General features: G+C 70.1%; 20 protein-coding genes. 15 read left to right on the forward strand and 5 right to left on the reverse strand.

Annotation, left to right across the window (positions count from 1 at the left end; translation table 11 throughout):
* On the reverse strand, positions 1-720 hold a 720-nt coding region (locus tag AB0B20_RS27685; RefSeq protein WP_357474681.1), incomplete at its 3' end, for an ABC transporter ATP-binding protein.
* Positions 721-910: 190 nt separating this feature from the next.
* Positions 911-2,482 carry a hypothetical protein gene (locus tag AB0B20_RS27690; RefSeq protein ID WP_357390972.1) on the reverse strand — a complete coding sequence of 524 codons (1,572 nt, stop codon included), beginning with the start codon at positions 2,480-2,482 and terminating at the stop codon, positions 911-913.
* Positions 2,483-2,675: 193 nt separating this feature from the next.
* Here AB0B20_RS27690 and AB0B20_RS27695 point away from each other — a divergent pair, with 193 nt between their 5' ends.
* The 5 genes from AB0B20_RS27695 (at position 2,676) to AB0B20_RS27715 (ending at position 9,674) form a co-directional block, all read left to right on the forward strand.
* Complete coding sequence (locus AB0B20_RS27695; protein ID WP_357390971.1) at positions 2,676-4,112, forward strand: TldD/PmbA family protein; 1,437 nt, start codon at positions 2,676-2,678, stop codon at positions 4,110-4,112.
* Positions 4,113-4,188: 76 nt separating this feature from the next.
* Positions 4,189-5,598, forward strand: a complete 1,410-nt coding sequence (locus tag AB0B20_RS27700) for a metallopeptidase TldD-related protein (protein ID WP_357390968.1) — start codon at positions 4,189-4,191, stop codon at positions 5,596-5,598.
* A gap of 224 nt (positions 5,599-5,822) precedes the next feature.
* Complete coding sequence (locus AB0B20_RS27705) at positions 5,823-6,644, forward strand: hypothetical protein (protein WP_357474684.1); 822 nt, start codon at positions 5,823-5,825, stop codon at positions 6,642-6,644.
* Between the two features lie 10 nt (positions 6,645-6,654).
* Entirely contained in the window at positions 6,655-8,568 is a 1,914-nt protein-coding gene (locus AB0B20_RS27710) for a fumarate reductase/succinate dehydrogenase flavoprotein subunit (protein WP_357390965.1), read from the forward strand.
* On the forward strand, positions 8,568-9,674 hold the full coding sequence (locus AB0B20_RS27715) for a succinate dehydrogenase/fumarate reductase iron-sulfur subunit (protein ID WP_357390963.1): 1,107 nt from the start codon (positions 8,568-8,570) through the stop codon (positions 9,672-9,674). The genes AB0B20_RS27710 and AB0B20_RS27715 overlap by 1 nt, the downstream gene beginning before the upstream one ends.
* A 107-nt stretch (positions 9,675-9,781) precedes the next feature.
* Here the strand turns inward: AB0B20_RS27715 and AB0B20_RS27720 are convergent, their stop codons facing one another.
* Positions 9,782-10,222 (reverse strand): (deoxy)nucleoside triphosphate pyrophosphohydrolase, encoded by a 441-nt coding sequence (locus AB0B20_RS27720; protein WP_357390961.1) that lies wholly within the window; start codon positions 10,220-10,222, stop codon positions 9,782-9,784.
* 184 nt (positions 10,223-10,406) lie between these two features.
* Between AB0B20_RS27720 and AB0B20_RS27725 the strand changes: the two genes are divergently transcribed.
* The 5 genes from AB0B20_RS27725 (at position 10,407) to AB0B20_RS27745 (ending at position 13,370) form a co-directional block, all read left to right on the forward strand.
* On the forward strand, positions 10,407-10,715 hold the full coding sequence (locus AB0B20_RS27725) for a 4a-hydroxytetrahydrobiopterin dehydratase (protein ID WP_357390959.1): 309 nt from the start codon (positions 10,407-10,409) through the stop codon (positions 10,713-10,715).
* A gap of 31 nt (positions 10,716-10,746) precedes the next feature.
* Positions 10,747-11,109 carry a PH domain-containing protein gene (locus AB0B20_RS27730; protein WP_357390957.1) on the forward strand — a complete coding sequence of 121 codons (363 nt, stop codon included), beginning with the start codon at positions 10,747-10,749 and terminating at the stop codon, positions 11,107-11,109.
* 22 nt (positions 11,110-11,131) lie between these two features.
* On the forward strand, positions 11,132-11,845 hold the full coding sequence (locus AB0B20_RS27735) for an ElyC/SanA/YdcF family protein (RefSeq protein ID WP_357474687.1): 714 nt from the start codon (positions 11,132-11,134) through the stop codon (positions 11,843-11,845).
* A 205-nt stretch (positions 11,846-12,050) separates the two neighbouring features.
* A complete protein-coding gene (locus AB0B20_RS27740) occupies positions 12,051-12,782 on the forward strand; it encodes a class I SAM-dependent methyltransferase (protein ID WP_357474726.1) in 732 nt (243 codons plus the stop codon).
* A 96-nt stretch (positions 12,783-12,878) separates the two neighbouring features.
* Positions 12,879-13,370, forward strand: coding sequence for an N-acetyltransferase family protein (locus AB0B20_RS27745; protein WP_357474690.1), 492 nt, complete (start codon positions 12,879-12,881; stop codon positions 13,368-13,370).
* A 110-nt stretch (positions 13,371-13,480) separates the two neighbouring features.
* Here the strand turns inward: AB0B20_RS27745 and AB0B20_RS27750 are convergent, their stop codons facing one another.
* Positions 13,481-13,912 carry a hypothetical protein gene (locus AB0B20_RS27750; RefSeq protein ID WP_357474693.1) on the reverse strand — a complete coding sequence of 144 codons (432 nt, stop codon included), beginning with the start codon at positions 13,910-13,912 and terminating at the stop codon, positions 13,481-13,483.
* An 81-nt stretch (positions 13,913-13,993) separates the two neighbouring features.
* Between AB0B20_RS27750 and AB0B20_RS27755 the strand changes: the two genes are divergently transcribed.
* From AB0B20_RS27755 to AB0B20_RS27775, 5 genes are all read left to right on the forward strand, one after another.
* The gene (locus tag AB0B20_RS27755; protein WP_262015862.1) at positions 13,994-14,353 is read left to right on the forward strand and encodes a GntR family transcriptional regulator; all 360 of its coding nucleotides are present in this window, start codon (positions 13,994-13,996) and stop codon (positions 14,351-14,353) included.
* Entirely contained in the window at positions 14,350-15,228 is an 879-nt protein-coding gene (locus tag AB0B20_RS27760; protein WP_357474700.1) for an ABC transporter ATP-binding protein, read from the forward strand. The genes AB0B20_RS27755 and AB0B20_RS27760 overlap by 4 nt, the downstream gene beginning before the upstream one ends.
* Positions 15,225-15,920 carry an ABC transporter permease gene (locus AB0B20_RS27765; protein ID WP_357474703.1) on the forward strand — a complete coding sequence of 232 codons (696 nt, stop codon included), beginning with the start codon at positions 15,225-15,227 and terminating at the stop codon, positions 15,918-15,920. The genes AB0B20_RS27760 and AB0B20_RS27765 overlap by 4 nt, the downstream gene beginning before the upstream one ends.
* Before the next feature lie 299 nt (positions 15,921-16,219).
* The gene (locus tag AB0B20_RS27770) at positions 16,220-16,681 is read left to right on the forward strand and encodes a hypothetical protein (RefSeq protein ID WP_357474706.1); all 462 of its coding nucleotides are present in this window, start codon (positions 16,220-16,222) and stop codon (positions 16,679-16,681) included.
* A gap of 119 nt (positions 16,682-16,800) precedes the next feature.
* Positions 16,801-17,580 carry an SDR family oxidoreductase gene (locus tag AB0B20_RS27775; protein ID WP_357474719.1) on the forward strand — a complete coding sequence of 260 codons (780 nt, stop codon included), beginning with the start codon at positions 16,801-16,803 and terminating at the stop codon, positions 17,578-17,580.
* Positions 17,581-17,712: 132 nt separating this feature from the next.
* Here the strand turns inward: AB0B20_RS27775 and ychF are convergent, their stop codons facing one another.
* Positions 17,713-18,798 (reverse strand): redox-regulated ATPase YchF, encoded by a 1,086-nt coding sequence (ychF, locus tag AB0B20_RS27780; RefSeq protein WP_357391102.1) that lies wholly within the window; start codon positions 18,796-18,798, stop codon positions 17,713-17,715.
* Positions 18,799-18,839: the final 41 nt, after the last annotated feature.

The raw sequence follows: 18,839 nt of genomic DNA on the forward strand, positions 1-18,839 counted from the left end.
ACCCAGGTCATGCGTGATCAACACGATCGCCGACCGGAACTCCCCCTGCAAATCCGCAAGCAGATCCAGGATCTGCGCCTGCACCGTCACATCCAGGGCCGTCGTCGGCTCATCCGCGATCAGCAGATCCGGATCATTCACCAACGCCATCGCGATCATCGCCCGCTGCCGCATCCCACCCGAAAACTCATGCGGATACTGGTCGAACCGCCGCGCCGGCTGCGGAATCCCCACCCGACCCAACATGTCCACCGCCCGCGACCGGGCCTCGCGTCTGCCGGCCTTCGGGTGATGCACCCGGAACGCCTCAGCGATCTGCCTACCCACCGAGTAGTACGGATGCAACGCCGACAACGGATCCTGAAAAATCATCGCCATGTCCCGGCCCCGCAGCCGCCGCACCTCCTCCTCACCCAACCCGACGAGCTGACGCCCACCCACCCAGATCTCCCCCGACACGGCCGTGCGTTTCACGTCGTGCAAACCCAGGACCGCCAGCGACGTCACACTCTTACCCGAACCGGACTCCCCCACGATCCCCAACGTCCGACCCCGCTCCACCGCGAACGACACACCGTCCACGGCCCGCACCACACCGTCCTCGGTGTCGAACCGCACCCGCAGATCCCTGACCTGGAGATAGGGACCATCGCCGGAGCGCTGCTCCGGCACCTCCGGGCGGTCCGGCTCCCCGGACGGCACCGCCTCCGACCTGCCCATTGACCGCCTCCCCTTCGGTGATGAAGAGAACCTACAGGAAATCACCGAAGGTGAAAATAAGCTACAAAGCGCGAGCTGTCAGCGGCCGGAGCGTAACGACATGGTCTCCGATCAGCCGATCCTGCCGCAGATCCGCACTCACCGCACGTGCCCCCGGTGGGCGGGCTCGGCCCGCCCACCGGGAGACACATCAGCCTTCGGTGACGGTGAGGACCACCGGACCACCGGGCAGCGTGCGGCTGTCCGGGCGATCCGGCATGTTCCAGGCGGTGCTGGCCCGGGCGGCGTCACTCAGCACGAATCCCACCGTGTACCTCCCCGGGGACAACCCCTGCCACGGAAGGTAGACCCAGGTGGTCACCGTCCCGTCGGGCGCCTGGTTGATGCCCCCGAAGGACTGGGACACCATGTCACCGTCGGCGTCGTACAGGTAGACACCCACGCCGTTGATCGGTGCGACCTGCACCTCGGCGTCGATGGTGAGCTTGACCGAGGACTGCCCCACCTCGCTCGACGGCACCGAGGACGGGTCGAGAGTGGCGCTCCGCGCCATCGGCGGGTTGGTGCTCGGCACCCGCGTGATGGTCAACCCCGGATCCGGGGCGCGGTACATGCTTCCGTACAGCGCCACGTTGCCCGCGCCGTCGACCACCGCCAAGCCCTCGACCACGCACTCCTCGGTCTGCTGGTAGACCATGACCCGCACCGCCACACGACCGTCCGCCCTCGTGGTGGGCAGGCCGTACTGCTGGCAGCCGCCGACGAGGTCGAGCTGAATGGTCGAGAGCCCCTTCCGCGCGTCGGTCACGACCATGCTGACATCGGTCATCACCGAGTCACGCCAGTTGTCCACCGGGTTCGGGCTCACCGCGAAGTCGCTCGCTCGCAGCGTGGAGTTCGTCGTGGTGGTGACGGACGGCGCCGTCGGATTCTTGTAGGTGGTCGTCCCGCCGGCATTGTTCCGGAGCACCAGGGCCGCCACCCGCCAGTTGCCGGTGGCCGTGTCCGAGGGCAACGCCACGTCGACAGCGCACGCCATGTAGACGCCGTCCTGCTGGCCGCTGCTGACCCGGCCGCACCGCAGACCCGTGCTGTATTCCTCACGTTCCCAGGTGAAGGCCGTGGTGATGCTCGCGCCGCCCGGACCGGCCAGCCGGATCGTGCCCTTCCAGAAGCCGGACTGCCAGTCCTGCACGGTGAAGTCATAGGTCACAGTCGCCGGACCGTTCCCCATGTAGAGGTAGGGGCGGCGCAGGAACGAGTTCAACGAGATCGAGTCGGCGCTCGGCCCGGACGAGTCGATCAGCGTCCGGGCCGTGAACTGGTAGCCGAACGCCTGGAGGCGGACCCCGGAGACCGTGGCCGTGGTGCCCCGGTAACCGATAGTGACCTTGGTGACCTCCCACAGGGCGGTGTCCGCGTCGGAGTAGCGCCGGACCGGGAGGTCGAAGGAGTAGGTGGACCGCTGCGGCGTCCCCGACTCGTACACGGCGTCACTGCAGCAGGTCTCCTGGTACGCGTAGCGCGCAATCCAGTCGTGACCGACCAGTTCGCCGGTGACCGTGCTGCGCATGCGCATCGTGACCGTGCCGAAGACGAAGTCGGCGTCCGGGTCGGAGTTGGTGACCGTCCAGGTCAGCTTGTTGGCGGCGTAGTCACCCGTCGCGTCCACAGTGGTGTCGGCGAAGGCGAGGGCGGTCAGCCCGAGTCGTGGGGCCGCGGCGTGGGCGGCAGTGGCGCCGAACATGGTCGCGGCAACCATGACGACGAGCGTCAACGCACCGCGGAGTAGTCGGTGCGCGGAAGTGGCAGACATGGGGATTTCTTATCAGCGTTGACCGATTCCGGTTGCCCCGCAACCGCCCTGACCGGCGTCGATTTCGCGACAACCGGCCGCGCCGCCGGATGACCTCGTCCCCTGACGGATGTCGGTGCGCTCGCCTAGGGTCGAACGCATGAGCGAGTTCGACGCGGCGACCGCCGCCGTCCAGGCCGCCCTCGACGCGGGCGCCCGCTACGCCGACGCCCGTGTCATGCACCGCCGCTACGAGTCGATGTCGGCACGCAACGGCGACATCGAGGAGCTGAGCCAGGACGAGAGCATCGGGCTGGGCGTACGCGCGCTCGTCGGGTCGGGTTGGGGCTTCCACGCCGTACCCGATCTGTCCGACGCCGCGGCCCGCGACGCCGGCCGGCGTGCCGCGGCGATCGCCACCGCGAGCGCCCGGGTTCCCGGCCCGCCGATCGACCTGGTGCCGGTCGAGGCGACGGTGGCGAGCTGGGCCTCGGAGTGCGCCGTCGACCCGCTCGGGGTGCCGCTGTCGGACAAGGGCGACCTGCTGGTCCGGGCCACCGCCACGATGCGCGAGCACGGCGCCGACCTGGGCGAGGGGCTCTATCAGATCTGGGACACCTCGAAGTGGTTCGTCTCCAGCGAGGGGCACCGCATCGACCAGCGCATCCGGGAGTGCGGCGGCGGGATCTCGGCCACCTCGATCGGTGACGGCGAGACCCAGCGCCGGTCCTACCCGAGCTACCGGGGGCAGTACGGCACCACCGGCTGGGAGCTGGTCACCTCGCTGGACCTGGCCGCGCACGCCGCCCGGATCGCCGAGGAGTCCCGCGAGCTGCTGACCGCGCCGCTCTGTCCGGCCGGCGAGACCGATCTGATCCTCGGCGGCGAGCAGCTCGCGCTTCAGATCCACGAGTCGGTCGGGCACGCCATCGAGCTGGACCGCATCCTCGGCTGGGAGGCGGCGTTCGCCGGCACGTCCTGGCTCGACCTGGCCCGGCTCGGCTCGCTGCGTTACGGCTCGGAGCTGATGAACGTGACGATCGACCCGACCATCCCGGGCGCGCTGGGCAGCTTCGGCTACGACGACGAGGGCTCACCGGCGGTCGCCCGCGACGCGGTGCGCGAGGGACGGTGGGTCGGGGTGCTCGCCGGCCGGGACTCGGCCGCCGTCGCCGGCCTGGACTACGGCGGCAGCGTACGGGCCGACGGCTGGGCCCGGCTGCCGATGGTGCGGATGACGAACGTGGGCCTGGAACCCGGCCCCCACACGCTCGACGAGATCATCGCGGCCACCGACGACGGGGTGCTGATGGACGTCAACCGCTCCTGGTCCATCGACGACAAGCGGCTCAACTTCCAGTTCGGCTGCGAGGTCGGCTGGGAGGTGAAGAAGGGCCGCCGGGGGCGGATGCTGCGCAACCCGACCTACACCGGCATCGGGCCGGTCTTCTGGCGCTCGATGGACATGCTCTCCTCGGAGACGGTCGCCTGGGGCACGCCCAACTGCGGGAAGGGGCAGCCCGGCCAGGTCGGGCACACCGGCCACCCGGCCGCGCCGGCCCGGTTCCGCGGCGTCCGGGTGGGGGTGCGGGCATGAGCGAGCGCAGCGAGCGAATCAGCAGGCTCAGGGCGACGGTGCCTCATGGCGCCACGCAGCGAAGCGGAGTGCCGGCATGAGCGCCGAGCTGGAGATCGCCGCCGGGGTGGTGGACCTGGTCCGGCACACGGCCGGTCCGGCCGCCGAGGCCGAGGTGCTGGTGACCCGTTCCGACCTGGCGCTGACCCGGTTCGCCAACTCGTTCATCCACCAGAACGTGGCCGAGACCGGTGTCGCCGTACACCTGCGGTTGCACGTGGACGGGCGGACCGCGACCGGCAGCGGCAGCCGGGTCGACGCCGACGGGCTGGCCGCGCTCGTCGAGCGGACCCGGGCCGCGGCCCGGCTCGCGCCGCCCGACCCGGCCTGGCCGGGCCTCACCGCGCCGACGCCGGTGCCGTCCGGCCCGGCCGTCGACGAGGCCACCGCGTTCGCCTCGCCCGACGAGCGGGCCGAGCGGGTGCGCGCGTTCGTGGAAGCGGTCGAAGGACTGGAGGCGGCCGGCTACTGCCGCACCGCGTACCGGTCGGGGGCGTTCGCCAACTCCGCCGGGCACACGGCGACCGGACGGGCGGCCGAGGCGGCGATGGACGGCATCGCCCGGGCCGGCGGCGCGGACGGGGTGGCGCGGCTCTGCGCCGACCGGCTGGCCGACCTCGACGGCGCGGCGCTCGGCGCCCGCGCGGCGGCGAAGGCGCGAGCCGCGGCCGACCCGGTCGAGCTGCCGCCCGGGCACTACGAGGTGGTGCTCGAACCGGCCGCCGTCGCCGACCTGCTGCAGAACCTGGCCTGGTACGGCTTCAACGGCAAGCGGTACGCCGAACGGCAGTCCTTCGCCGAGCCGGGCACCGCCCAGTTCGACCCGGCGGTGACGCTGGTGGACGACCCGCTGCACGCCGGCACCCTGCCGTTCGACCTGGAGGGCACACCCCGGCGGGCGTTGCCGCTGGTCGAGAGGGGCACCACCGGCGCGGTGGCGTACGACAGGCGCGGCGGCGCGGCGGCGGGCACCGGGTCCACCGGCCACGGTATGCCGGGCAGCGCGACCTTCGGGCCGATCCCGCACAACATCCGCCTGTCGGCGGACCCGCGCGTCGCCGATGCGGGCGCGGGTGTCGCGGCCGGGCCGGTGAGCGCGGGCGTGACCGGGGCGGTGGGCGACCCGGACACCGCCGCGCTGGTGGCCGGGGTGCGGCGCGGGCTGCTGGTGAGCGACTTCTGGTACACCCGCGTGCTGGACCCGAAGCAGCTGGTGGTCACCGGGCTGACCCGCAACGGGGTGTGGCTGGTCGAGGACGGCGTGCCGACCCGCGCGGTACGCGACTTCCGGTTCACCGAGTCGTATCCCCGGGCGCTGGGGCCGGGCCGGGTGCTCGGCCTGGGCCGGGCGGCGGTGCGCCAGCCGGGCCGCGTCGACGGCTCCTGGTACGAGGCGCCGACGCTGCGGCTGTCCTCCTGGCACTTCACCGGCGGCGCGTCCGGGTGACGCCGCGCTCCGAACGTGCCAGGACACCGCTCGGCGCACCGTTCGACCGACCCGACACATTGATCATGAACTGACTCTTTCCAAGCTGCGGGACACACGGGACACTGCGTTGCGCGGCCGGGCCGTGAAGATCGGCGTAACGTGTGTCACTTAGCCGCACCGGTTCGCCGGTGTGGCCTCGCGCGTGCGCAGGACGTGACAGTGACGTCAGGGAGATGACTCGAATGACAACTACGTCGGCCAGGACGCCGAGACCGCAGCCGCGGGGAGGGCGGGCACGCGCCGCCATCGCGGCGAAGACGTTGCGGACCGACAGATGGTGGCTCGCCCCGCTGATCACAGTGGTGGGGCTCAGCGCGTGGGTCATCTACGCGACGGTCCGGGTCTTCATGCACAAGTGGTACTGGGTGGAGCAGTACCACTACCTGACGCCGTTCTACTCCCCCTGCGTCACCGACCGCTGTGTCGAGGGCTCCTCGCACTTCGGGCAGTTCCTGCCCGGCTGGTGGATCATCCCGGACGCGGCGCTCACCCTGCCGTTCCTGCTGCTGTTCCGCCTCACCTGCTACTACTACCGCAAGGCGTACTACCGGTCGTTCTGGCTGTCGCCGCCGGCCTGCGCGGTGCCGGACGGGCACCAGTCGTACAGCGGCGAGACGCGGTTCCCGCTGCTCGGGCAGAACCTGCACCGCTACTTCTTCTACGCCGCCGCGATCATCTCGCTGATCAACACCTGGGACGCGATCCTGGCCTTCCACTCCCCCGAGGGCTTCGGCTTCGGCCTGGGCAACATCATCCTGGTCGGCAACGTGGTGATGCTGTGGGCGTACACGATCTCCTGCCACTCCTGCCGGCACATCATCGGCGGACGGCTCAAGCACTTCTCGAAGCACCCGATGCGCTACAAGGCGTGGACCGGGGTGTCCTGGTTGAACGTCCGGCACATGCAGCTCGCCTGGATCACCCTGGGCACGCTGGCGCTCACCGACTTCTACGTGATGGCGGTCGCCGCCGGCTGGATCAACGACCTGCGGTTCATCAACTGAGAGCCTGGACATGACTGAGACGCGAATCGAACGACACCACTACGACGTCGTCGTGATCGGGGCCGGGGGCGCCGGCCTGCGCGCGGCGATCGAGGCCCGGCTGGCGGGCAAGAAGACCGCGATCATCTCGAAGTCGCTGTTCGGCAAGGCGCACACGGTGATGGCCGAGGGCGGCGCGGCGGCCGCGATGGGCAACGTGAACTCGCGCGACAACTGGCAGGTGCACTTCCGGGACACCATGCGCGGCGGCAAGTTCCTCAACAACTTCCGGATGGCCGAGCTGCACGCCAAGGAAGCGCCGCAGCGGATCTGGGAGCTGGAGACGTACGGCGCGCTGTTCGACCGCACCAAGGACGGGAAGATCTCGCAGCGCAACTTCGGTGGCCACGAGTACCCGCGCCTGGCGCACGTCGGCGACCGGACCGGCCTGGAGCTGATCCGGACGCTCCAGCAGAAGATCGTCTCGCTCCAGCAGGAGGACAAGCAGGAGTTCGGCAGCTACGACGCGCGGATCCGGGTCTTCTCCGAGACCACGATCACCGAGCTGCTGCTCGACGGCGACCGGATCGCCGGCGCGTTCGGCTACTACCGCGAGTCCGGTGAGTTCATCCTCTTCGAGGCGCCGGCGGTGGTGCTGGCCACCGGCGGTGTCGGACGGTCCTACAAGGTCACCTCGAACTCGTGGGAGTACACCGGCGACGGCCACGCGCTGGCGCTGCGCGCCGGGGCCACGCTGATCAACATGGAGTTCCTCCAGTTCCACCCGACCGGCATGGTCTGGCCGCCGTCGGTGAAGGGCATCCTGGTCACCGAGTCGGTACGCGGCGACGGCGGGGTGCTGAAGAACTCCGAGGGCAAGCGGTTCATGTTCGACTACGTCCCGGACGTGTTCCGCAAGCAGTACGCGGAGACCGAGGAGGAGGCGGACCGCTGGTACACCGACCCGGACAACAACAGGCGTCCGCCGGAGCTGCTGCCCCGCGACGAGGTCGCCCGCGCGATCAACAGCGAGGTCAAGGAGGGCCGGGGTACGCCGGCCGGCGGCGTCTACCTGGACATCGCCTCCCGTAAGTCGGCCGAGGAGATCCGCCGCCGCCTGCCGTCGATGTACCACCAGTTCAAGGAGCTGGCCGACGTCGACATCACCAAGGAGCCGATGGAGGTCGGCCCGACCTGTCACTACGTGATGGGCGGCGTCGAGGTGGACCCGGACTCCGGAGCGGCGTACGGCTCGGTGCGCGGCCTCTACGCCGCCGGTGAGGTGTCCGGCGGCATGCACGGCTCGAACCGGCTCGGCGGCAACTCCCTGTCCGACCTGCTGGTCTTCGGCAAGCGCGCGGGCGGGCACGCGGCCACGTACACCGACCAGCTCACCGCCCGCCCGGCGGTGTCGGTGGCGGCGGTCGAGGCCGCGGTGGAGACGGCGCTGGCGCCGTTGCAGCGGGACACCGGCGAGAGTCCTTACCAGCTCCAGCAGGACCTCCAGGCGGTGATGGGCGACCTGGTCGGCATCATCCGCCGGGAGAGCGAGCTGGAGGACGCCATGCGCAGGCTGGCCGAGCTGCGGGAGCGGGTGGCGAAGGTGAGCGCGGTCGGCGGCCGGCGCTACAACCCGGGCTGGCACCTGGCGCTTGACCTGCGCAACATGCTCGTGGTCTCGGAGTGCACCGCGATGGCGGCGCTGGAGCGGCGGGAGTCGCGCGGCGGGCACACCCGGGAGGACTACCCGGCGATGGACCCGAAGTGGCGGCGGGTCAACCTGGTCTGTTCGCTGGACGGTGACGCGGTCCGGCTCACCGAGAAGCCGCTGCCGGAGATGCGGCCGGAGCTGATCGGGCTGTTCGACCGGGCAGAGCTGGCCAAGTACCTGACCGACGAGGAACTCGCCGAGTTCGACGCCCTCACCGAGGAGGCGAACAACTGATGGGAAGTAAGCGCCAGTTCCGCATCTGGCGGGGCGACGAGACCGGCGGTGACCTGCGGGACTACACGGTCGAGGTGAACGAGGGCGAGGTCGTCCTCGACGTGATCCACCGGCTCCAGGCCACCGAGGCGCCGGACCTGGCGTGCCGGTGGAACTGCAAGGCCGGCAAGTGCGGCTCCTGCTCGATGGAGATCAACGGCAAGCCGCGGCTGGGCTGCATGACCCGGATGTCGACGTTCGAGGAGTCGGAGACCGTCACGGTCACCCCGCTGCGCACCTTCCCGGTGATCCGGGACCTGGTCACCGACGTCTCGTTCAACTACGAGAAGGCCCGGGAGACCCCGGCGTTCGCGCCGCCGGCCGACGTGGCACCCGGCGACTACCGGATGCAGCAGGTCGACGTGGAGCGCTCGCAGGAGTTCCGCAAGTGCATCGAGTGCTTCCTGTGCCAGAACGTCTGCCACGTGATCCGCGACCACGACGAGAACAAGCCGGCGTTCTCCGGGCCCCGGTTCTTCATCCGGGCGGCCGAGCTGGACATGCACCCGCTCGACGCGCGTACCGACCGGCGCGAGTACGCGCAGTCGGACATGGGGCTCGGATTCTGCAACATCACCAAGTGCTGCACCGAGGTCTGCCCCGAGCACATCAAGATCACCGACAACGGGATCATCCCCATGAAGGAACGGGTCGTCGACCGCAGGTACGATCCCCTTGTGTGGCTCGGTAACAAGATCTTCCGGAGGGGTCAGGTGCCTCAGACCAGCGCGACAAGCGGGCATTCGAGCGGTACCGGCACGTCCGGAGGGGCGCACGGCGGGGCGCACGCGCACGGCGGCGGTTCGCACGCCGCCGGGGTGCACTCGCACGCGGGCGGCTCGCACGACAGCGCCGCCGAGCGTCAGGCGCAGCAGGGCGTCAACTGGCACCGCGAGGTGCCGCACCCGACCGCCCCGGCGGTGGACGCCAACGGCCGGCTGCCGCTGACCGAGCTGACGTTCAACAAGGCCGCCGCGCCGTCGCCGTTCGGCGACGACGTGACGTTCCCGCTGCCGCCGGAGCACCTCAACTTCGCTCACCCGCAGCAGGACGAGCCGAAGCACTGAACAGCAGCACGACGATGACGGGGGCCAGCGGCACACGCCGCGGGCCCTCGTCCCGTTTCCGCCCGGCTGTCCGGTTCTCCGGACGGCCCGGCCCGTGCCGTGCTCGTTCAGGAGGCGTCGAGCAGCGGTCGCAGCGCGGCCACGATCGGCACGTCGGCCGGCAGCCAGTCGACGCTGTCCAGCTCGGCGGCGGACAGCCAGCGCAGCTCGGCGTGCTCCAGCGCCTTCGGCTCGTCGCCGTGCAGCAGACGGGCGGCGTAGACGCGCAGCACGGACCGGCCGTGCGCCATCCGCACGTCGCGGCCGACACGGGCGCCGACGGACACCCGTACGCCCAGTTCCTCGACGCACTCCCGGGCCAGCGCGTCGGTCTCGGCCTCGCCCGGCTCGACCTTTCCGCCCGGGAACTCCCAACGCCCCGCCACCTCGGGGGGCGCGGAGCGCTCGCATGCCAGCACCCGGCCGCCCTCGATGATCGCCGCCCCGACGACCACCCTCGGCTCCCGCCGGTCGGCCTGCCCGCTTCCGCTAACCCGTTCGGTCCGCACGGGCCACCAGCGTGCCAGATCAATCGGCGGTTTGGGTAGCTGCGTCGGCCGTCAGGTCAGCAGAACACGGAAGTGTGGGCGTGGACACACCATCTGAGCGGCGAGAGACTAGAGGGCGTCGACTGGGACACGGGATGGCGACGATTTGGCCACAAGCCGGCAACGACGCCTGGGAGGTGCGGTGATGCGCGTGCTGTTCAGCGGCCGTGCGAAGCACGACTATCTCAGCGACGCACTCGCCCTGCTGTCCGGATGGACGCGCGAGGGCGAACAGATCCGCCGCACGATCGTCCTCGACGACACGCAGCACGCCGCGCTCACCGAGCGGGTGGCGGTGGTCGCCGACGCGCTGCGGCTGCGCCCCGAGATCAGCCGCCGGGCCGACCGCACCCAGATCCGGCTCGGGCACGACGACGGCGAACCGCTCACCGAGGGTGAGGTGCTGCTCGCCGCGCGCATCGAGGACGCGGTCCGGGCGGTCACCGAGCACTGAGCGCTGGCGCGTCCCGCCTACCCTGTGGTGCATGTCTGGCCCCACGTACGACCGCAAGGAACAGTTCCAGCAGATCCAGAGCGGGCTGCTGCCCGGTGAGCAGATCATCGCCGTCTACGACGCGATCGGCACCGGCACCGGCTTCATCGGCCTGACCGACCGGCGCGTGATCATCCAGGACCGCTCCTTCGTCGGCAAGCGGTACGCGATCACCAGCATCCCGTACTCGAAGATCACCAGCGTGAGCGTGGTGAGCAACAAGTCCTGGGGTGGTTCGTTCTTCTCCACCGGGTCGATCGCTGTGCACGTCGGCACGCACACCTACGAGGTCGAGTTCCGGGGCGAGCAGAAGAGCCACCACGTCCACAACGTGATCCTGCACCACATCTCCTGACCCGCCTGGCACAATCGCCGCCATGCGAGGGCTGACGGCGCGGTGGCGGGTCTGGCTCGGCGCGCACCGGCGGGCCGTACGCCTGGCCGGCCGCCTCCTGGTGCTCGCCACCGCCGTCGCGCTGCTGCTGGGCGCCGCGACCGTCGCCAGCGTGACCTGGGTCCGCGACACGGCCGAGGGCCACCTGTTCGACGCCGCTGGCGCGCCGGAGACGCCGGTGGCAGTGGTGCTGGGCACCAAGGTGGAACCGGACGGCACGCCGTCGCCATTCCTGGCCGGCCGGCTGGAGACCGCCCGCCAGTTGTACGCCGCCGGCAAGGTCAAGGCGCTCCTGCTCTCCGGCGACCACATGGACTGGGACTACGACGAGCCGGACGCGATGCGGCGCTGGCTCGTCGAGCGGGGTGTGCCGGCGGAGAAGACGGTGCTGGACCACGCCGGGTTCGACACGTACGACTCGTGCGTGCGCGCGTACCGGGTCTTCGGCGTGCGGCGGGCCACAGTGGTCACCCAGTCGTTCCACCTGCCGCGCGCGGTGGCGCTCTGCCGGGACGCCGGCATCGAGGCCGTCGGCGTCGGTGACGACACCGCCCGCCGGTACGCCCGCCAGTGGCGGATCAGCTCCACCCGGGAGTACGGGGCGTGCGTGAAGGCCGCCGTGGACGTGCTCACCGGGCGTGACCCGGTGCACCTCGGCCGCCGGGAGACCGGCGTGGACGACGCGTTGCGGGCGTAATCCGGTTGTCGCCCGGGCCGCTGGCTGTTCTGCTGAACCCGCGAAGCCGACCGGAGGGAGCACCGCCATGCCACACGCTGCGAAGCCCAGCCGCCCCGTCGTCACCTCATCCGAAACGAGGCTTCGTGTTGTCGTACCCCATTCCGGCGGAGGTCACTGACCTCGCGCCGCGTCCTGTCCCGTCCGCCCGGCGGGAGGGCGCGTGATGTCCCTCTTCGACGATCCCGGCCTGTTCGGCCGGCTCTGGGCCGCCACCTACGACGGCCCCGGCAATCCCGACCCGGCCCCGGCCGTCGACTTCCTCGCCCCGCTGGCCGAGGGCGGTCCGGTGCTCGAACTGGCTGTGGGCACCGGCCGCGTGGCCCTGCCACTCGCCGCGCGCGGCCTGGCCGTGGAGGGCGTCGAGGCGTCCCCGGAGATGGTGGCGCACCTGCGCGCCAAGCCCGGCGGCGCCGACATGCCGGTCACCATCGGCGACATGGCGGACGTCCCCGTCCCGGGGCCGTACCGTCTGGTCTTCCTGGTGTTCAACACGCTGTTCAACCTGGTCTCGGAGGAGCGCCAGGCGGCGTGCTTCCGCAACGTCGCCCGGGTGCTCGCGCCCGGCGGGGCGTTCGTCATCGAGACCTTCGTGCCCGACCCGGCGGACTTCGACCGGGACGAGCAGGTCCAGGTGCGGGAGGTGACCGAGGACTCGGCCACCATCCGCATGCACCGGTACGACCGGGCGGCGCAGACGTTCGTGCGGCAGACCGTCACGTTCGACGCCGCCGGCGTGCACCTGAAGCCGTTCGCCATGCGGTACGCCTGGCCGGAGCAGATCGACGAGCTGGCGGAGCGGGCCGGGCTCCGGCTCACCGAGCGGTACGCCGACTGGGACCGGTCGCCGTTCGACGCGGACAGCAGCGCGCACATCTCCGTCTACCGGCGCCGGTAGCGGTCACGCCGAGGGCCGGGGTTTCGCGTCCCGGCCCTCGGCCTGCGCCGATACGCTGACGCCGCCGGGGTCCACCGTCCCGGGCAGGAGGGACCGATGACAGTCACCGTCGCCGCCATGGACGACTCGCACGCCGACGCCGTGCTGGAGATCTACCGCCTGGGCATCGCCGAGGGGAACGCCACGTTCGAGACCGAGCCGCCGGACTGGACGCGGTTCACCGCTGGACGGCTGCCCGGCCACCGCTGGGTGGCGCTCGACGAGGCGGGCGACGTACTCGGCTGGGTGGCCTGCTCGGCGGTCTCCGACCGCTGCGTCTACGCCGGCGTGGTCGAGCACTCCGTCTACGTGCACCCGAGGGGGCGCGGGCGCGGGGTCGGCCGGGCGCTGCTGGAGGCGCTGATCGCCTCCACCGAGGCGGCCGGGATCTGGACCATCCAGTCCGGCGTGTTCCCGGAGAACACCGCGAGTCTCGCGCTGCACGCGGCGTGCGGCTTCCGGGTCGTCGGCACCCGCGAGCGGGTAGGCCGCCACCACGGCACCTGGCGAGACGTAACCCTCATCGAACGCCGCAGCCCAGAGATCTGACCCCCGCCCCCGCCCTCCCCGCCTCTGCCCCCGGCTCACCCCGGTGATCAAGGAGTTGGTGTCCGGTCGGCCTGGTCCGGGTGACGTAAACCCCTTGATCACCGGGCTGGTCAGGTGCCGGCCAGGTGACGGCGCACCAGGGCGTCCCGCTCCAGGATCAGGTCGACCATCTGCCAGAACTCGGCGAGCCGGGGATGGGTCAGCCCTTCCTCGCGGCTGAGCTTGCGGCCGAAGATCGGGCTGTCCCCCGCGACCTCACCACCGTTGACGAGCGTCGCGGCCGGCCCCGGCGAGCCGGCCACCGGCCCGACCCGGCAGCCGAAGGTGACGTGGTCGTCGACGTCGTCGCGGCCCCAGCTGCCCAGGATCGCGTCGATCCAGACCTCGTGCGCGCCGTCGTGGTGGTAGCAGCTCGCGAAGTAGACGGCCACTGTCGCGTCATCGGTGCGGATGTCGGCCCAGGTCCGCTCCGCGGCGGTGTCGCAACAGCCGCAGACGAACTCCCGTGCCTGGCGCGTACTCTCGTCGATCCTCAGTTCCACGGCGCGAACCCTAAGGCACTTGACGGGGCGGCGCGGCGGTGCGATGGTTAACTACATGAGTAATGAACCAACGGAGCTGGTATGGATGACGGTCGGCCGATCTTCGTCCAGATCGCGGAGCTGATCGAGAACTCGATCATCGACGGGACGTACGCGGAGGAGACCCAGGTGCCGTCCACAAACGAGCTGGCGGCGTTCCACCGGATCAATCCGGCGACCGCCGCCAAGGGGATCAACCGCCTGGTCGATGACGGGATTCTCTACAAACGCCGGGGAATCGGAATGTTCGTGGCAACGGGGGCCAGCGAAACACTCCGAGAGCGTCGCCGGCACGAGTTCTCCGACCAGTACGTGCGGCCCCTCATCGAGGAGGCCCGAAAATTGGGCATCGGCACCGAGGAGCTGAAGAAGCTCATCGAGACATGGGAGGAGCAACGATGAGCGTCGTGGCGGCTGCCGGCCTCACGAAGCGGTACGGCGACGTGGCCGCTCTCGACAACGTCACCTTCACCCTGACGGGAAACAAGATCTACGGCCTCCTCGGCCGCAACGGTGCCGGAAAGACGACGCTGATGCAGCTGATCACCGGCCAGCAGAGCGTCTCCAGTGGCGACCTGACACTCTTCGGCGAGCGGCCGTACGAGAACGAGCGGGCGCTGTCGCGGGTGGTCTTCATCAAGGAGAGCCAGACGTACCCGGCCGCCTACCAGGTCCGGCACGTCCTGAGCCTGGCCGGGCGGCTGTTCCCGAACTGGGACGAGGACTTCGCGCAGTCCCTCGTGGACGACTTCGAGCTGCCACGCAAGCGCAACGTGCGCAAGCTGTCCCGCGGCATGCTGTCCGCGCTGGGCGTGACGATCGGCCTGGCCGCACGCGCGCCGCTGACCTTCTTCGACGAGCCGTACCTCGGTCTCGACGCGGTGGCCCGGCAGCTCTTCTACGACCGGCTGCTGGTCGACTACGCCGAGAACCCGCGCACCGTCGTGCTCTCCACGCACCTCATCGACGAGGTGGCCGACCTGATCGAGCACGTGGTGCTGCTCGATCACGGCAGGCTGCTGCTCGACGCGCCCAGCGACGACCTGCGCGGCGAGGTGATGGAGGCGACCGGCCCCGCCGAGGCGGTGGACGAGTTCGGGACCGCGTACGCGGTGCTGCACCGCGAACAGCTCGGCGGCGCCGCCCGGACGACGCTGCGCGGCTCGTTCGACAACGCCGAACGGCTGCGCGCCAAGAAGCTCGGCATCGACCTGGCACCGGTATCGCTGCAGCAGGCCGTGGTGCGCCTGACGACGGAAAGGACGAACTCCCGATGACTCGCATCCTCGACGTCGCCCGGATGCACACCATCGCCTGGATCGGCCAGCTGGCCTGGCCGTGGGGCATCATGGCCATCTCGCTCGGCGTCAACCTGCTGATCTTCGCCTCGATCGACGAGGCGGCGCCGGGCAAGAACACCACGGGCGGTCTGGCCAGCCTCTACATCGTCTGCTCGATCGTCGCCGCCGCATCGATCAGCCAGGTGTTCCCGTTCGCCCTCGGCATGGGCGTCACCCGGCGCACCTTCTACCTCGCCACGGTGCTCGTCAACGTGGTGCAGGCGGTCGCCTACGGCGTCCTGCTCTACCTGCTCAACCTGATCGAGGGCGCCACCGGCGGCTTCGGGATCGAGCTCCGGTTCTTCCGGATCCCGTACATCGACGTCGACAACGGGCTGTTGCAGATCGCCGTCTACGCGGTGCCGTTCCTGTTCCTGAACTTCGTCTCCATCTTCGTCGCCGTCTGGTACGTCCGGTTCGGCATGAACGGCCTGCTCGGTGCCGGCGCGGCCCTGATCCTGGTGGCCGGCCTGCTCACCGCGCTGGTCATCTGGCAGGACTGGTTCGGCGACATCTGGCAGTGGTTGAGCAGCCAGCACCAGGTCAGCCTGCTGGTGGGGTGGCCCGCCCTGGTGGCGGTGGTGGCCGCGATCGGAGGCATGGCGGCCATCCGCCGGGCGAACGCCTGACGGTACGCACACAGCGACCGCCGGTCCGCGAGACGCGAAGAACGGCTTACCGCCACCCACCAGGACCGGATGGGTGACGAGCACGTACTCGTCGATCCGCCCGGCGCCGGGAAAACACCGGTCAGGGCACACCGAGGGCCGGCCCACGGGACCACCTTGCCGAGCGAGGGCTGGAAGGCAGAGGTGACATGCGAGGCAGCTCCGGTGCAGGTGGAAGGTCACTTACAGCCTTCCCGCACCGCTGCCCGCCTACGCCGAGAGTCGGCCTACCGTCAGATGCCGTCGCTAGGCTGCGCCCCATGATCACACGCCCAACCGAACAGTGGAGCCGGAAGGTACGGGACCAGAAGGGCGGCATCGCCGCAGGCACCCTCGCTGAAGTTGACGCCTACGCCCTACACCTCTGGCCAGACGCATTCATCGCTGCTGTCGATACGGCTCTCGACGCCTACGAAGCAGACATACGCTCGCTCTCGCGGGCCGAGAGCGTCACACAGCCTGGGCCTGAGACGCTTCCAGGGATGCCGCCGATGCCGATGCCGTCACCGTCTGATGATGAGGTCGTCGCATCGGTCGTGCGGGTCGTCATGGCTCTCAACGCGATCAATGAGGAGCACGAAAGGATCGAGACGGACGAGCGCGAGGAGCTGTGTCGGTACATCGACGATGTCCTGACAGATGCGGGCATTGACGTCAAAGCTCTGACTGCCCGGCGCGACGCCGCGCGGGCCGAACTTACTGACGGGTGGCGCGAATGGTGAGGGCGGAGGCGCCCAGCCGCAACCCCGTAACCGCCCCCAACTCGCCGGCCCGGCCGGGTAATTCCGGTGACGGCCTTCGGGCGGGCAGCAAGGATGGTGCGCCGAGGGGTGCGACCACAATGGCACTTACGGACGGCAGGGACCAACAGCATCGACCCGTCGCCCTGGTGACCGGTGCCAGCCGCAGCGCCGGCATCGCCGCATCGGTGGTGTTGACGCTGGCTCGGACCGGCTGGGATGTCGGCTTCACCTACTGGACCCCGTACGACGGGCGGATGCCCTGGGGAGCCGATCCCGAGGCGGTGACGCAGCTCAGCGGTCAAGCCGCGAAGCATGGGGCAAGAACTGTCGCCGTCGAGGCGAACCTAGCTGATCCTCACGCCACGGATGACATCTTCGAGGCCGTGGAGCGAGAGCTGGGCTCGGTCAGCGCGCTCGTCCTCGCCCATTGCGAGAGCGTGAAATCAGGCCTGCTCGACACCGGCGTCGAGAGCTTCGACCGTCACTTCGCGGTCAACACCCGGGCGAGCTGGCTCCTGATTCGCGAGTACGCCCGACGGTTCCGAGGGGCACATGGCACGGGACGCATCGTCAGCCTCACCAGTGACGCTACCGTCGGCAACCTGCCTTACGGAGCCAGCAAAGGCGCTCTCGATCGGATCACCCTGGCCGCTGCTCAAGAACTGGCCCACCTCGGCGTGACCGCCAACGCCATCGATCCGGGCCCAACCGACACCGGCTGGATGACCGGAGAGATCAAGGATGCCGTCCTACGGGCCACGCCGCTCGGTCGCCTCGGACGCCCGCAGGATTGTGCGAACCTCGTCGCGTTCCTGTGCTCGCCCGACGGGGGCTGGATCAACGGCCAACTATTACGCAGCGACGGCGGCATCTCCTGACAAGCGCTGTGGTCCTGCCGAGCTGCGGTCACCCGATGCCGGACTCGGAGGAGCACACCCGCTGGGCGGTCGACGAGGCGTGTGTGCCCCGGGCGGTGCACCAAACCGCTGACCTGCGGAAACAGGACGGATTCAGACGTTGAAGCGGAACTCCACCACGTCGCCGTCCTGCATGACGTACTCCTTGCCCTCGATCCGGACCTTGCCGGCGGCCTTGGCCGCCGCCATCGATCCGGCCTCGACCAGGTCGTTGTAGGAGACCACCTCGGCCTTGATGAACCCGCGCTGGAAGTCGCTGTGGATCACCCCGGCGGCCTCCGGCGCGGTCGCGCCGACCGGGATGGTCCAGGCCCGCGCCTCCTTGGGGCCGGCCGTCAGGTACGTCTGGAGCCCGAGCGTCCGGAAGCCCACCCGGACGAGCTGGTTCAGGCCCGGTTCGGACTGCCCGATCGACTCCAGCAGCTCACGGGCCTCGTCCTCGGGCAGGTCCACCAGCTCGGACTCGATCTTGGCATCCATGAAGATCGCCTCGGCGGGCGCGACCAGGCCGCGCAGCTCGTCGAGGAACTCGGCGTTGCCCAGCTCGGCCTCGTCGACGTTGAAGACGTAGAGGAACGGCTTGGTGGTGAGCAGGTGCAGCTCACGCAGGTGTTCCAGCTCGACCTTCGCGGCGGCGGCGCCCGCGTACAGGGTGACACCGCTGTCCAGGACCTCGACCGCCTTCTTGGCGGCCTCGACGGCGGCGGCCCGGTCCTTGCGGAGCTTGGCCTCCTTCTCCAGCCGGGGCAGCGCCTTCTCCAGCGTCTGGATGTCGGCAAGGATCAGCTCGGTGTTGATCGTCTCGATGTCGTCGGCCGGAGAGACCTTGCCGTCGACGTGCACCACGTTCGGGTCGGAGAAGGCACGCACCACCTGGCAGATCGCCGAGGCGTCGCGGATGTTGGCGAGGAACGCGTTGCCGCGGCCCTGCCCCTTGGAGGCGCCCCGGACCAGTCCGGCGATGTCGACGAACGAGACCGGCGCCGGCAGCACCTTCTGCGAGGAGAAGATCTCCGCCAGCTTCGCCAGCCGCTCGTCGGGCAGCCCGACCACGCCGACATTCGGCTCGATGGTGGCGAACGGGTAGTTCGCGGCGAGCACGTCGTTCTTGGTCAGCGCGTTGAACAGGGTGCTCTTGCCCACGTTGGGCAGGCCGACGATGCCGATGGTGAGACTCACGACGAACCAGCTTACGCGCTTCGCCACCCGCGCCGGGCAGG

The sequence above is a fragment of the Micromonospora sp. NPDC049151 genome (assembly GCF_040648395.1).
Lineage (GTDB): Bacteria > Actinomycetota > Actinomycetes > Mycobacteriales > Micromonosporaceae > Micromonospora.

Bases quoted from the DNA above. Each gene is read 5' to 3' on its own strand.
- AB0B20_RS27690 (WP_357390972.1), bottom strand. From the start codon at position 2,482: ATGGTTGCCGCGACCATGTTCGGCGCCACTGCCGCCCACGCCGCGGCC.
- AB0B20_RS27695 (WP_357390971.1), top strand. From the start codon at position 2,676: ATGAGCGAGTTCGACGCGGCGACCGCCGCCGTCCAGGCCGCCCTCGAC.
- AB0B20_RS27700 (WP_357390968.1), top strand. From the start codon at position 4,189: ATGAGCGCCGAGCTGGAGATCGCCGCCGGGGTGGTGGACCTGGTCCGG.
- AB0B20_RS27705 (WP_357474684.1), top strand. From the start codon at position 5,823: ATGACAACTACGTCGGCCAGGACGCCGAGACCGCAGCCGCGGGGAGGG.
- AB0B20_RS27710 (WP_357390965.1), top strand. From the start codon at position 6,655: ATGACTGAGACGCGAATCGAACGACACCACTACGACGTCGTCGTGATC.
- AB0B20_RS27715 (WP_357390963.1), top strand. From the start codon at position 8,568: ATGGGAAGTAAGCGCCAGTTCCGCATCTGGCGGGGCGACGAGACCGGC.
- AB0B20_RS27725 (WP_357390959.1), top strand. From the start codon at position 10,407: ATGCGCGTGCTGTTCAGCGGCCGTGCGAAGCACGACTATCTCAGCGAC.
- AB0B20_RS27730 (WP_357390957.1), top strand. From the start codon at position 10,747: ATGTCTGGCCCCACGTACGACCGCAAGGAACAGTTCCAGCAGATCCAG.
- AB0B20_RS27735 (WP_357474687.1), top strand. From the start codon at position 11,132: ATGCGAGGGCTGACGGCGCGGTGGCGGGTCTGGCTCGGCGCGCACCGG.
- AB0B20_RS27740 (WP_357474726.1), top strand. From the start codon at position 12,051: ATGTCCCTCTTCGACGATCCCGGCCTGTTCGGCCGGCTCTGGGCCGCC.
- AB0B20_RS27745 (WP_357474690.1), top strand. From the start codon at position 12,879: ATGACAGTCACCGTCGCCGCCATGGACGACTCGCACGCCGACGCCGTG.
- AB0B20_RS27755 (WP_262015862.1), top strand. From the start codon at position 13,994: ATGGATGACGGTCGGCCGATCTTCGTCCAGATCGCGGAGCTGATCGAG.
- AB0B20_RS27760 (WP_357474700.1), top strand. From the start codon at position 14,350: ATGAGCGTCGTGGCGGCTGCCGGCCTCACGAAGCGGTACGGCGACGTG.
- AB0B20_RS27765 (WP_357474703.1), top strand. From the start codon at position 15,225: ATGACTCGCATCCTCGACGTCGCCCGGATGCACACCATCGCCTGGATC.
- AB0B20_RS27770 (WP_357474706.1), top strand. From the start codon at position 16,220: ATGATCACACGCCCAACCGAACAGTGGAGCCGGAAGGTACGGGACCAG.
- AB0B20_RS27775 (WP_357474719.1), top strand. From the start codon at position 16,801: ATGGCACTTACGGACGGCAGGGACCAACAGCATCGACCCGTCGCCCTG.